Here is a 12,073-nt window from a genome sequence, read left to right as displayed (position 1 = left end):
ACGGCCACCGCGAGGGGCCGGGGAGAGAGTGATCGATGACCGAGGCACGGGAGCCGGCCGGCCCGCACGCGCGGCGCGCGCCCGGCACGCCCTGCTGGGTGAGCCTGATGGCGCACGGGCTGGCCGCCACCGAGGAGTTCTACGGCGAGCTGTTCGGCTGGGAGTTCCGGCCGGGCCCGCAGCAGCTCGGCCCGTATGTGCGGGCGCTGCTCGACGGGCACGAGGTGGCGGGCATGGGCCAGCTGCCGCCGGACCGCAGGCTGCCGATCGCCTGGACGCCCTACCTCGCCTCGGACGACGTGGACCAGACGGCCGACGCGGTACGGCTGTGCGGCGGCACGGTGGCGGTCGGCCCGCTGGACGCCGCGGAGGCCGGCCGGCTCGCCATCGCCGCGGACCCTTCCGGGGCGGTGTTCGGCATCTGGCAGTGCGCCGCGCACCTCGGCACCGCGATCACCGGGGTGCCCGGGACACCGGCGTGGAACGAACTGGTGACCTTCGAGACGGAGAGCGTCTCCAAGTTCTACTCGACGGTGTTCGGCTACGAACGGGAGCCGGTGCTGTCCGCCGACTTCGACTATGTGACGCTGCACCTCGACGGCCGTCCGGTGGCCGGACTGCACGGCGTGGGCCATGGCCTGCCCCGCGACCGCGGGCCGCACTGGCAGACGTACTTCGAGGTCGCCGACGCCGATGCGACGATGCGCCAGGTGGCGGACCTCGGCGGTCGGGTCGTCCGGCAGCCGCACGACAGCCCGCACGGCCTGGTGGCGACGGTGGCGGACCCGGAGGGCGCGGAGTTCTCGGTGATCCAGAACCCGCACTGAACCCTCGGGGCCACGGTGCCGGTTCAGCCGGCCGAGACCGGCAGGACGTCCGGGGACAGGGCCGCCGCGCGGGCCGACGCGGCGGTCATCCGGCGCCGGTGGTGCCGGCGGCACAGCACCTCGTAGCCCACCTCGCCCGCCGCCTGGTCGACATCGCCCACGACCACCTGGGCGCCCTCGACCACCATCTGGCCGCCGACCGTGCGGGCGTTGTGCGTGGCACGGGCGCCGCACCAGCACAGCGCCTCCACCTGGAGCACCTCGATGCGGTCGGCCAGCTCCACGAGGCGCTGGGAGCCGGGGAAGAGCTTGGAGCGGAAGTCGGTGGTGATCCCGAAGGCGTACACGTCCAGGCCGAGATCGTCCACCACGCGCGCGAGCTGGTCGATCTGCTCGGGCCCGAGGAACTGCGCCTCGTCCGCGATCACGTAGTCGGCGCGGCGGCCCTGGGACAGGTGGTCCACGAGGTAGGCGTACAGGTCCTGGTCGTCCGCGACCTCCACCGCGTCGGTGACCAGGCCCAGCCGGGAGGACAGCTTGCCCTCGCCCGCGCGGTCGTTCCGGGTGAAGATCATGCCGACGAGGCCCCGCGCCGAACGGTTGTGCTCTATCTGCAGAGCCAGCGTCGACTTCCCGCAGTCCATCGTTCCGGAGAAGAACACCAGCTCGGGCATGAGGAGTTGAGCACCTTTCGGCGAGTAGTCACAGGGGGGAGCGTCAGGAGCGTACTTCGAGCAGCGGGACCAGCTGCTCGGCGGGCGTCATCGAACCGTGGTTGCCGACCAGCGCCGACTCCTTCGGCTCCCGCTCGGTCGCGATGATCAGGACGTCGTCGCAGGCGGCCGCGACCACGTCCCCGAGTCGGGGATACACCCGCTCGTCGATGTGCGGCCCGAACCAGCCCGCCGCGATCGCCTCGTCCCTCGACGCCACCCAGAACTGCTCGCCGAGCACCTCGCGCCAGACGGTCAGCACGTCGTTCTCGGCGCCCGGCACCGCGTACACGTGCCGCGCCCGGCCCTCGCCGCCGAGCAGGGCGACCCCGGCGCGCAGCTCCCAGTCCGTGTCGAAGTCGATGCGGTGCTCGTCGTCGAACGGGACGTCGACCATGCCGTGGTCGGCGGTGACGTAGAGCGCGCTGCGCGGCGGCAGCTGCTCGGCGAGGCGCTGGGCGAGCCGGTCGACGTACATCAGCTGGCCGCGCCAGGTGTCGGAGGCGACTCCGTAGCGGTGTCCGGCGCCGTCCAGTTCGGAGTAGTAGGTGTAGACCAGCGAGCGGTCGCCGGCGGCCAGTTGCCCGGCCGCGAGGTCCATGCGCTCCTCGCCGCTCAGCCGGCCGTGGAAGCCGCCGCCGCTGAGCGCGATCTTGGTGAGCGGGGTGTGCTGGAAGGTGGGCGAGGTCACCTGCGCGGTGTGCACTCCGGCCTCGTGGGCCAGCTGGAAGATCGTGGGGTACGGCTGCCAGGTGCGCGGATCGGTGTACGGCTGCCAGCGGAGCTGGTTCATCAGCTCGCCGGTGGCCGGGTTGCGCACGGTGTAGCCGGGCAGGCCGTGGGCGCCGGGCGGCAGGCCGGTGCCGACGGAGGCGAGGGAGGTCGCGGTGGTCGCCGGGTAGCCGGCGGTGAGCGGGCGGCCGGTGCCGCCGCGCGAGCTGCCGAGCAGCGAGTTCAGGAAGGGGGCCTCGTCGGGGTGGGCGCGCAGCTGCTCCCAGCCGAGCCCGTCGATCAGGAAGACGCAGACCCGGTCGGCCGCGGTCAGTTCCCCGATCGTGGCGGTCGGGCCCGGGACGCCCATGCTGGCGGCGACGGTGGGCAGCAGGTCGGCGAGGGAGCCGGTGCCGTACTCGGGCAGCGGCGCCGTGTCCAGGGCGAGCGGTTCCGGGTGGTCCCAGTCGGAGAGCTGGGACATCAGCGCGTGATGTCCGCGGTCGCCTCCGAGATGGCCTGTGCGAAGGCGAGCGCCTGGCGCACCGTCTCCGGGCCGTCCCCGGCCTCGCTGACGCGCAGGCTGAGGTCGTCCGCCGTGGAACTGCCCGTGTAGCCGTGGTCGGCGTCGCAGTTGGGGTCGCCGCAGGCGGCGGGCTCCAGGTCGATGCGGCTGACCGCGCCCCAGCCGATGGTCAGCACGACCTCGCGGGGCAGGGTGCCCGGCGTGTACTGCTCCGGGTTCGCGACCACGCGGCTGACCACCACCGAGGAGATCCGGCCGAGCTTCACGGACTCGGTGGAGGTGGTGGCGTACGGGGTCGGGGAGGTGCTGTCGGCGGCCTGCTCGTCGGTGTGGCTGACGATGAAGCGGTTGCCGGTGAGGACCAGCACCGTCACATGCCGGCGGACCTCGTTCTGGTCGAACGTCGTCTCCTGGTGGACCAGGTACGACCGGATGGGCTCGCCGCCCACTGCGGCCTCCACCGCCTCGGCCACGAGGGCCGGGTAGTAGCCGCTGCGCTCGATCGCCGAGCGCAGCCCCTGGGTCGTCGTACTGGTCTTGGCCATGGCGTCCATCCTAATCCGTGGGCAAGGGGGGTCCGGGCCAGTCACGGGGACCGGGTCCGGCCCCCGCACGCGCGCGTGGGGGCCGCTGGACGAGCCCCGGCAGGATGTCCAGCCCCTGAGCCGCGATCAGGCAGGAGGCGGTTTCGGGTCCGCCGGCGTCCGCCTCGAACGCGACGGCGACGGGCGGTGTTTCGCCCAGCACTCGCCGCGGCCGTGCCGCCTCCCGGCTGCCCTCGGGCAGGCGCCGGCCGGTGATCTCCATGCGGTCCCCCCTCCCCTCGTCAGTAGGCCGGCATCGTGCGCGGGCCGAGGTCGTCGCGGGCGGGCGGCGGCGCGAGCCGTACCGTGGCGCCGAGGACGCTCACCCCCTGCGGGGCGACGACGACCGGCTCCAGGGTGACGGCGACCACCTCCGGGTGATCGTCGACCAGGCGGGACACCCGCAGCAGCAGCTCCTCCAGCGCCGGGGTGTCCACGGGCGTGGAGCCGCGCCAGCCGAACAGCAGCGGTGCCGTACGGATCGAGCGCACCAGTGAGGTCGCCTCCCGGTCGGTGACCGGGACGAGCCGGTGCGCCATGTCCCCGAGCAGCTGCGAGGCGGCTCCGGCGAGCCCGAAGGACAGCACGGCCCCGGCCGCCGGGTCGATCACGGCCCGTACGACGGTGTCGACGCCGCGCGGCGCCATGCCCTGCACCACCGGCCGCAGCTCCTCCGGTTTCCCGAACAGCTCGGTCAACTCGGCGTACGCCCGGCGTAGTTGCTCCTCGTCCGCGAGGTCCAGACGGACGCCGCCGAGATCGGCGCGGTGCCTGAGGTGCGGGGCGGTGGCCTTCAGGGCCACGGGGTAGCCGAGGGTGCGGGCGGCTTCGGCGGCGGCGTCCGGGGCGGGGGCGGGCAGCGCGCGCCGCACCGGGATGCCGTACCGGCCGAGCAGCTCGCAGGTCTCCGCGTCGGAGATCGTGAGTCCTTCACCGCGCGCGAGCAGCTCGCCGATCAGCCGCGCGGCACCCTTCTCGTCGATGTCGTCGTACTCGGGCACCTTCCCCGGGTCCACGGCCTCCCGCCGCCACTGCCCGTACTTGACCGCCTCGGCGAGGGCCCGGACGGCACGCTCGGCGGCGGGGTAGGCGGGGATGAGACGGGTGCCGTCGGAAGGAGCGGCTGTCGGCGTGGGCGCGCCGGCACTCGCACCCGCTGTCGCCGTGGGCAGTCGTCCCCCAGGGGGATGGGGGTCCCCGCGCTCCAGCGAAGCCGAGAGCGGGGGAAGGTGGGCATCGGCCGCACTGCCGGGCGTCTTGTCGACGGCCTGTGGTGCGGTACTCGCCGCAGCGGACAACGCTTCCGCAAGTCCCCCGAGCTCCACATGCACCACCAGCACCGGCTTGCCGGGCACCGCAGCCGCCGCGGACCTCAACGCCTCCGCCAGCTCCGCGTCTCCCGGCGACGCCTCCCCGATGGCGGGGATCGCCGTCACGACAACGGCGTCATTCGTGGTGTCGGCCAGCGCCCGCGTCAACGCCCGATGGAAGTCCTCCGCCGTCGCCCCCGTCGTCAGATCCACCGGACGCGACGGCCGCAGCCCCTCGGCGAGAGCGCGGTCGTACGTCAGCACCCCCAGCGACTCGGAGTTCCCCAGGATCGCCACCCGCGGCCCCGCCGGCAGCGGCTGGCGCGCCAGCAGCAGCCCCGCGTCGACCAGCTCGGTGATCGTGTCGACGCGGAGCACCCCGGCCTGGCCCAGCAGCGCGGCGACGGTGGCGTGCGGCAGCCGGGTCGCCCGTACCGCGTGTCCCTGGGGCGCGGAGCCGACGCCCTGCACGACGACCAGCGGCTTGGCCGCCGCCGTCCGCCGCGCGAGGCGCGTGAACTTGCGCGGGTTGCCGATGGACTCCAGGTACATGAGGGCGACGTCGGTCTCGGGGTCGTCGTACCAGTACTGGAGGACGTCGTTGCCGGAGACGTCCGCGCGGTTGCCGGCGGACACGAAGGTGGACACGCCCGTGACCCCGGTGACCCCTCCTCCGCGCCGGTGCAGCCGGGACAGCAGGGCGATGCCGATGGCGCCGGACTGGGCGAACATCCCGATGCGGCCGGGGCGCGGCATCTCCGGGGCGAGGGAGGCGTTCAACCGGACGTCCGCCGCGGTGTTGATGACCCCGAAGGCGTTCGGGCCGATGATCCGCATCCCGTACGCGCGCGCGTGCCGCACGAGTGCGCGCTGCCGCTCGCGCCCCTCGGGCCCGCTCTCGGCGTATCCGGCGGAGAGCACGACGAGCCCCTGGACACCGTGCTCGCCGCACTCGGCGACCACGGCGGGCACGTACTCGGCGGGTACGGCGACGACGGCGAGGTCGACGGGGCCCTCGATGTCCCGCACGCATCGGTACGCCGGCACCCCGTCGACCTCCTTGAGGTCCTCGGGGAAGGCCTTGTTCACAGCGTGCAGGCGGCCGCCGTAGCCGGCGTCCCGGATGTTGTCCAGGACGCTGCGGCCGACTCCGCCGGGGGCGCGGCCGACACCGACGACCGCCACGGAGCCGGGCGCGAGCAGCCGGCGTACCGAGCGGGCCTCGGCCCGCTGCTCCCGCGCGCGCTGCACGGCGAGGGAGCGGTCGGTGGGTTCGAGGTCGAACTCCAGGCGGACGACGCCGTCCTCGAAGCTGCGGTTCTGGGTGTACCCGGCGTCCGTGAAGACCTTGATCATCTTGCTGTTGGCGGGCAGCACCTCGGCGGCGAAGCGGCGGATGCCGCGCTCGCGGGCGACGGCCGCGATGTGCTCCAGGAGGGCCGAGGCGACTCCGCGGCCCTGGTGCGCGTCCTGCACGAGGAAGGCGACCTCGGCCTCGTCCGCGGGCGCGGAGGCGGGCATGCCGTCGGCGCCGATGCGGTCATAGCGTACGGTGGCGATGAACTCGCCGCCGATGGTGGCCGCGAGTCCCACCCGGTCCACAAAGTCGTGGTGCGTGAAGCGGTGGACGTCCTTGGCGGAGAGTCGGGGGTACGGCGCGAAGAAGCGGTAGTACTTCGACTCGTCCGAGACCTGCTCGTAGAAGCTGACCAGGCGGTCGGCGTCATCAACGGTGATGGGCCGGATGCGCGCGGTACCCCCGTCGCGCAGCACCACGTCCGCCTCCCAGTGGGCGGGGTACTCGTGCCGGTCCTGCCGGTCCGCCGAGGTCTGCATGGGCCCCAGAGTACGGCTCGCGTACGACAACGGCGCGGGGCAGTCTGTGGAGGACGAAAGTCGGATCGAGGCCGCGGTCCGACGACACGACCGGGACAGGACGAAGGTCCGATCCGGGCATGCTTCACGATATGGGAAACTGGTCTAGACAACCCTGAAGACTGAAGGGCAGCAACACATGGCTGAGCGCCGCGTCAACGTCGGCTGGGCCGAGGGCCTCCACGCCCGCCCCGCTTCCATCTTCGTCCGAGCCGCCACGGCCGCAGGCGTCCCGGTGACGATCGCCAAGGCTGACGGCAACCCCGTCAACGCGGCCTCCATGCTGGCCGTACTGGGCCTGGGTGCCCAGGGTGGCGAGGAGATCGTTCTCGCCTCCGAGGCCGACGGCGCGGACATCGCCCTCGACCGTCTGGCGAGGCTGGTCTCCGAAGGCCTCGAGGAACTGCCCGAGACGGTCTGAGTACCGGCGCAACCAACGCACGGGAGCCGCGTCGTCCTTTTCGGGCGGCGCGGCTCCGCCCTTTCCGGGCCCATTGCACGCACACCGGAATTCGAGCAACGGAAATACACCGCCACCGAATTACTCTTCTTTGTATACGGCGTCCGTGTTAATGCCGGAGGCCCGACATGTTTACGGCGTGTTGCGAAGTCCTCACACGCTCGGCGGCCCCGGGAAAACGCAGCCGGTGCGCGGCCGTCGCGCGTTCGGTGTGCAGCGCCGTGACCGCCCGCGCGCGCTCGCCGTCGCCGCGCGCCACCGCGTCCACGATGGCGCCGTGTTCCACCCAGGCCTCCACCGGGCTCGGCGACGTCTCCACCGTGTACATCCAGGCGATCTTGTGACGCAGCTGGGTGAGCATCGCGGTCAGCGAGGGGCTGCAGGAGGCCTGGGCGAGCGTCTCATGGAACCAGCTGCCCAGTGAGCGCAGATCCTCGCTGTGCCCCCTTCTGGCCCGCTCCTGACCCAGCCTGACCAGGCCGCGCAGCACCTTCAGATGGGCCTCCGTGCGCCGCTGTGCGGCCCGGGCGGCGCCGAGCGGCTCCAGGAGCGTGCGCATCTCCAGCAGGTCGGCGGCCTCCTGCTCGGTCGGCTCGGCCACGCACGCGCCCGCGTGCCGGCGGGTGACCACGAAGCCCTCGGCCTCCAGGGTGCGCAGCGCCTCGCGGACGGGGACGCGCGAGACGCCGTAGCGGCGGGCCAGGACTTCCTCGGTGAGGCGGCCGCCGCGCTCGTGGACACCGGCGACGATGTCGTCCCGGATCGCCGTGCATACCGAGTGCGCCGGAATACGCATGACCGACCTCCGCCTTAATCCCCGTGAAACGTCGACGATGGACGCGTGTTCCGTGACTCTATTCCAATGGGCCGGAATTTCCGACGGCGGGTCGGAATCCATGGATATTTTTTGGTCAGCAAGTCCGGTGTCCACCGCTGTATCCCGCTGTGCACCTCATCCCGCTGCGCACCGCGCAAAACGGCGAAGGCCCCGGCTCGGTGAGCCGGGGCCCCAATACCGCACGGGCGTCGGGTCAGACGTTCACGCCGTGCCCGCGGAGGTAGGCGACGGGGTCGACGTCCGAGCCGTAGTCGGGAGTCGTACGGGCCTCGAAGTGGAGGTGCGGGCCGGTGACGTTGCCGGTCGCGCCGGACAGGCCGATCTGCTGGCCCGGGGTGACCTGCCGGCCGACCGAGACGCCTATGGACGACAGGTGGCCGTACTGGGTGTACATGCCGTCGGCCATGCGGATCACGATCTGGTTGCCGTACGCCCCGCCCCAGCCGGTGGAGACGACGGTGCCGGAGCCGACCGCGTGGACGGTCGTGCCGCTGGCCGCGTGGAAGTCGATTCCGGTGTGCGAGCCGGAGGACCACAGGGAGCTGCTGGCCTTGTAGCCCGTGGAGACATAGGAGTCGGCGATCGGGGCGACGAAGGCGTTCAGGCGCTCGCGCTCGGCCTCGCGGGCGGCGCGGGCCTGGGCCGCGCGCTCCTGCTTGGCCTTCTCCGCCGCCGCCTTGGCCGCGGCCTCCTCGGCCGCCTTCTGCTCGGCGGCCTGCTTCTGGGCGGCGGCCTGGGCGTCGATCTGCTCGGCGATGTCGTCGCCGACACTGATCACCGGGGTGAGACCGGTCTGCTCGGCGGTGTTCTCGGCGGCGAACGCCGGGGCGGTCGCGAGGGTGCCGATGACGCCGGTGGTGGTGAGGGCCGCGATACCGGCCGCCTGAGCGGTGGTGCGCTTGACCCGGCCGGGCTTGCGATGCTTCCCGGTGGCGCACATGAACGCCATGAAGTGGCTGGTCCTTTCCTTCCCTCTCGCCTACCGGGTTAGCTGACGGGTTCGGAGCAGGAAGGTCTCCTACGGGCCCCCTCGCGACACGCGCGGGCGCCCGATTCACCCCAGGGACTGCGATGGGTCCCCGGCTCCCCTGGCTCGCGCCGTACGGGGACTCGGCGATGGCTGTCCGGTGCCGCGGGTGCGGCGCACTGCCTACTGACGAACAGCCCGGACGACGCTACGAAAGCCTGCTTTCCAACCCCAAACGGATCCGGGATTTTGTAGCGCATCCCACAGGGCAGACAGGCAACCTCCGCCGCAAATCGGGCATCTGGGGAAGGGAGTGGAACAGCAGGGGCCCTGACGGCCTGTAGACCGTCAGGGCCCCACGCGCGCGTGCGGCGTCCGCCGCGTACTACTCCGCGGAGACGACCGTGACTTCGCCGATGCCGAGCGCCTCCACCGGCGCCTTGATCGCGGAGGCGTCACCGACGAGGACGGTCACCAGGCGGTCCACCGGGAACGCGTTCACGACGGCCGCCGTGGCCTCCACCGTGCCCGTCGCGGCCAGCTGCTGATACAGCGTCGCCTGGAAGTCGTCGGGCAGATGCTGCTCGACCTGGTCGGCCAGCGTGCTCGCCACGGCCGCCGCGGTCTCGTACTTCAGCGGCGCCACCCCGACGAGGTTCTGCACGGCCACGTCCCGCTCGGGGTCGGTCAGGCCGTCCGCGGCGAGGGTGCGCAGCACCTTCCACAGGTCGTCCAGCGCGGGGCCGGTGTTGGGGGTGTCCACGGAGCCGCTGATGGCGAGCATCGAGACACCGGTGCCGTCCGGGGCGGAGCGCAGGACCTGCCCGAACGCGCGCACACCGTAGGTGTAGCCCTTCTCCTCGCGCAGGACGCGGTCCAGGCGGGAGGTGAGGGTGCCGCCGAGGCAGTAGGTGCCGAGCACCTGGGCGGGCCACACGCGGTCGTGCCGGTCGGAGCCGACGCGGCCGATGAGCAGCTGCGTCTGGACGGCGCCGGGGCGGTCCACGATGACGACCCGCCCGGTGTCGTCGGCGCTCACCGACGGCACGGGCCGCGGCTCACCCGGGGTGCCGGTCCAGGCGCCCAGGGTGTCACCGAGCAGCGCGTCCAGGTCGATGCCGGTGAGGTCGCCGACCACGACCGCGGTGGCCGTGGCGGGACGGACGTACCGGTCGTAGAAGGCGCGTACGGCGGTGGCGTCGATCTTCTCGACCGTGTCCTCGGTGCCCTGGCGCGGGCGGGACATGCGCGAGGTCGCCGGGAACAGCTCCTTGGACAGTTCCTTGGCGGCCCGGCGGGACGGGTTGGCCAGCTCGTGCGGGATCTCGTCCAGGCGGTTGCGGACCAGCCGCTCGACCTCGCTCTCGGCGAACGCGGGCGCGCGCAGGGCGTCGGCGAGCAGGCCGAGGCCCTTGGCCAGGCGGGAGGCCGGGACCTCCAGGCTGAGCCGGACGCCGGGGTGGTCGGCGTGCGAGTCCAGCGTGGCGCCCGCGCGCTCCAGCTCGGCGGCGAACTCCTCGGCGGAGTGCTTGTCGGTGCCCTCGGAGAAGGCCCGCGCCATGATCGTGCCGACGCCGTCCAGGCCGGCCGGCTCGGCGTCCAGGGGCGCGTCCAGCAGCACCTCGACGGCGACGACCTGCTGGCCGGGGCGGTGGCAGCGCAGCACCGTCAGGCCGTTGCCGAGCGTGGCGCGCTCGGGGGCCGGGAACGCCCACGGCTTGGCCTCGCCGGGCTGCGGCTGGGGGTGGAAGTCCATGGTGGCGAGCTGGGTCACTTGGCCGTCTCCTCGTTCTCGTTTCCGGCCTCTACGGTCGCTTCCTGCTCCGGGTCCTCACCGCGCCCCGCCTCCTCGGTGTGCTCGGCGGAATCGGCTGACAGCGGCTCGTAGACGAGGACCGCGCGGTTGTCGGGGCGCAGGCGGGCCTTGGCGACCTCCTGGACCTCCTCGGGGGTCACCTCCAGGACGCGCTTGACGGCGGTGAGGGCGAGCTGCGGGTCGCCGAACAGGACGGCGAACCGGCACAGTTCGTCGGCGCGGCCGGCGACCGTGCCGAGCCGGTCCAGCCACTCGCGCTCCAACTGGGCCTGGGCGCGCTCCATTTCCTCGGGCGTGGGGCCCTCCTCGGCGAACCGGGCCAGCTCCTCGTCGATGGCGGTCTCGATGACCGGCACCTCGACGTCACCGGAGGTCTTCACGTCCAGCCAGCCCATCGAGGGCGCGCCGGCGAGGCGCAGCAGGCCGAAGCCGGCCGCGACGGCCGTACGATCGCGGCGCACCAGCCGGTTGTACAGGCGGGAGGACTCGCCGCCGCCGAGGACGGTCAGCGCCAGGTCGGCCGCGTCGCACGCGCGCGTGCCGTCCTCCGGGAGCCGGTAGGCGGCCATCAGGGCGCGCGCAGGGACCTCCTCGACGACGACCTCGCGCTTCTGCTCGCCGATGACCTCCGGCAGGGATCCGTCGCGCGGTTCGGGCTTGCCGTCGTGCGCGGCGATGGACCCGAAGTACTTCTCGACCCAGGCGAGCGTCTGCTCGGGGTCGATGTCGCCGACCACCGAGAGCACCGCGTTGTTCGGCGCGTAGTAGGTGCGGAAGAACTGGCGGGCGTCCTCCAGGGTGGCCGCGTCCAGGTCCGCCATCGAGCCGATCGGCGTGTGGTGGTAGGGGTGGCCCTCCGGGTACGACAAGGAGGTCAGCTTCTCGAAGGCGGTGCCGTAGGGCACGTTGTCGTAGCGCTGGCGGCGTTCGTTCTTGACGACGTCCCGCTGGTTCTCCATGGACTCGTCGTCCAGGGCGGCCAGCAGGGAGCCCATGCGGTCGGCCTCCAGCCAGAGCGCCAGCTCCAGCTGGTGTGCGGGCATGGTCTCGAAGTAGTTGGTGCGCTCGAAGCTGGTGGTGCCGTTGAGCGAGCCGCCGGCGCCCTGCACCAGCTCGAAGTGGCCGTTGCCCTCGACCTGCGCCGAGCCCTGGAACATCAAGTGCTCGAAAAGGTGAGCCAGGCCGGTACGTCCCTTGACTTCGTGGCGGGAGCCGACGTCGTACCAGAGGCAGACGGCCGCCACAGGGGTCAGGTGGTCCTCGGAGAGCACCACGCGCAGACCGTTGGCCAGCCGGTGTTCGGTCGCTGTCAGGCCCCCAGAGCCTGCCTCGGCCGTGGTCGTGTGACCCATGGGCATGTACGTCCCTTCGCGAGCGGAGGCGGTTGCGCGAACCGCGGTTTTCCTGCCGTTCCTGCCACTGTATGCAACGTGCGGGGGACCCCGG

General features: G+C 72.6%; 11 protein-coding genes and 1 riboswitch. Of the genes, 2 read left to right on the top strand and 9 right to left on the bottom strand.

The window, feature by feature from the left end; genetic code table 11:
• Window positions 1-35: 35 nt before the first annotated feature.
• Complete coding sequence (locus tag AB0L75_RS32590; RefSeq protein ID WP_365188268.1) at window positions 36-827, top strand: VOC family protein; 792 nt, start codon at window positions 36-38, stop codon at window positions 825-827.
• Window positions 828-850: 23 nt separating this feature from the next.
• Here AB0L75_RS32590 and AB0L75_RS32585 read toward each other — a convergent pair whose 3' ends face one another.
• Genes AB0L75_RS32585 through AB0L75_RS32565 form a run of 5 tightly spaced genes read right to left on the bottom strand, consistent with a single transcriptional unit; the run spans window position 851 to window position 6,507 of the window.
• Window positions 851-1,501, bottom strand: coding sequence for a thymidine kinase (locus AB0L75_RS32585; protein ID WP_365188266.1), 651 nt, complete (start codon window positions 1,499-1,501; stop codon window positions 851-853).
• Between the two features lie 43 nt (window positions 1,502-1,544).
• Window positions 1,545-2,735: a nucleotide pyrophosphatase/phosphodiesterase family protein gene (locus AB0L75_RS32580; protein WP_365188264.1), complete on the bottom strand. Its 1,191-nt coding sequence runs from the start codon at window positions 2,733-2,735 to the stop codon at window positions 1,545-1,547.
• Window positions 2,735-3,322: a DUF5998 family protein gene (locus tag AB0L75_RS32575; protein WP_365188262.1), complete on the bottom strand. Its 588-nt coding sequence runs from the start codon at window positions 3,320-3,322 to the stop codon at window positions 2,735-2,737. Before AB0L75_RS32575 ends, AB0L75_RS32580 begins: the two co-directional genes overlap by 1 nt.
• Before the next feature lie 10 nt (window positions 3,323-3,332).
• Window positions 3,333-3,584 (bottom strand): hypothetical protein, encoded by a 252-nt coding sequence (locus AB0L75_RS32570; RefSeq protein WP_365188260.1) that lies wholly within the window; start codon window positions 3,582-3,584, stop codon window positions 3,333-3,335.
• Between the two features lie 19 nt (window positions 3,585-3,603).
• The gene (locus AB0L75_RS32565; protein WP_365188257.1) at window positions 3,604-6,507 is read right to left on the bottom strand and encodes a GNAT family N-acetyltransferase; all 2,904 of its coding nucleotides are present in this window, start codon (window positions 6,505-6,507) and stop codon (window positions 3,604-3,606) included.
• Window positions 6,508-6,685: 178 nt separating this feature from the next.
• Between AB0L75_RS32565 and AB0L75_RS32560 the strand changes: the two genes are divergently transcribed.
• The gene (locus AB0L75_RS32560) at window positions 6,686-6,967 is read left to right on the top strand and encodes an HPr family phosphocarrier protein (RefSeq protein WP_365188255.1); all 282 of its coding nucleotides are present in this window, start codon (window positions 6,686-6,688) and stop codon (window positions 6,965-6,967) included.
• A 148-nt stretch (window positions 6,968-7,115) separates the two neighbouring features.
• Here the strand turns inward: AB0L75_RS32560 and AB0L75_RS32555 are convergent, their stop codons facing one another.
• From AB0L75_RS32555 to AB0L75_RS32540, 4 genes are all read right to left on the bottom strand, one after another.
• A complete protein-coding gene (locus AB0L75_RS32555; RefSeq protein WP_365188253.1) occupies window positions 7,116-7,802 on the bottom strand; it encodes a GntR family transcriptional regulator in 687 nt (228 codons plus the stop codon).
• A 235-nt stretch (window positions 7,803-8,037) separates the two neighbouring features.
• On the bottom strand, window positions 8,038-8,793 hold the full coding sequence (locus AB0L75_RS32550; RefSeq protein ID WP_365188250.1) for a M23 family metallopeptidase: 756 nt from the start codon (window positions 8,791-8,793) through the stop codon (window positions 8,038-8,040).
• 12 nt (window positions 8,794-8,805) lie between these two features.
• A riboswitch (cyclic di-AMP (ydaO/yuaA leader) is annotated at window positions 8,806-8,970 on the bottom strand.
• A 226-nt stretch (window positions 8,971-9,196) separates the two neighbouring features.
• Window positions 9,197-10,585: a pitrilysin family protein gene (locus tag AB0L75_RS32545; RefSeq protein WP_365188248.1), complete on the bottom strand. Its 1,389-nt coding sequence runs from the start codon at window positions 10,583-10,585 to the stop codon at window positions 9,197-9,199.
• Window positions 10,582-11,985: a pitrilysin family protein gene (locus AB0L75_RS32540; RefSeq protein WP_365188245.1), complete on the bottom strand. Its 1,404-nt coding sequence runs from the start codon at window positions 11,983-11,985 to the stop codon at window positions 10,582-10,584. Before AB0L75_RS32540 ends, AB0L75_RS32545 begins: the two co-directional genes overlap by 4 nt.
• Window positions 11,986-12,073: the final 88 nt, after the last annotated feature.

The sequence above is a fragment of the Streptomyces sp. NPDC052101 genome, from assembly GCF_040680235.1.
In the GTDB taxonomy this organism is placed as follows: Bacteria; Actinomycetota; Actinomycetes; order Streptomycetales; family Streptomycetaceae; genus Streptomyces.
This window is presented reverse-complemented; position numbering and strand designations above follow the sequence as displayed.

Bases quoted from the DNA above. Each gene is read 5' to 3' on its own strand.
- AB0L75_RS32540 (WP_365188245.1), bottom strand. From the start codon at position 11,985: ATGCCCATGGGTCACACGACCACGGCCGAGGCAGGCTCTGGGGGCCTG.
- AB0L75_RS32575 (WP_365188262.1), bottom strand. From the start codon at position 3,322: ATGGCCAAGACCAGTACGACGACCCAGGGGCTGCGCTCGGCGATCGAG.
- AB0L75_RS32560 (WP_365188255.1), top strand. From the start codon at position 6,686: ATGGCTGAGCGCCGCGTCAACGTCGGCTGGGCCGAGGGCCTCCACGCC.
- AB0L75_RS32580 (WP_365188264.1), bottom strand. From the start codon at position 2,735: ATGTCCCAGCTCTCCGACTGGGACCACCCGGAACCGCTCGCCCTGGAC.
- AB0L75_RS32570 (WP_365188260.1), bottom strand. From the start codon at position 3,584: ATGGAGATCACCGGCCGGCGCCTGCCCGAGGGCAGCCGGGAGGCGGCA.
- AB0L75_RS32555 (WP_365188253.1), bottom strand. From the start codon at position 7,802: ATGCGTATTCCGGCGCACTCGGTATGCACGGCGATCCGGGACGACATC.
- AB0L75_RS32590 (WP_365188268.1), top strand. From the start codon at position 36: ATGACCGAGGCACGGGAGCCGGCCGGCCCGCACGCGCGGCGCGCGCCC.
- AB0L75_RS32550 (WP_365188250.1), bottom strand. From the start codon at position 8,793: ATGGCGTTCATGTGCGCCACCGGGAAGCATCGCAAGCCCGGCCGGGTC.
- AB0L75_RS32565 (WP_365188257.1), bottom strand. From the start codon at position 6,507: ATGCAGACCTCGGCGGACCGGCAGGACCGGCACGAGTACCCCGCCCAC.
- AB0L75_RS32585 (WP_365188266.1), bottom strand. From the start codon at position 1,501: ATGCCCGAGCTGGTGTTCTTCTCCGGAACGATGGACTGCGGGAAGTCG.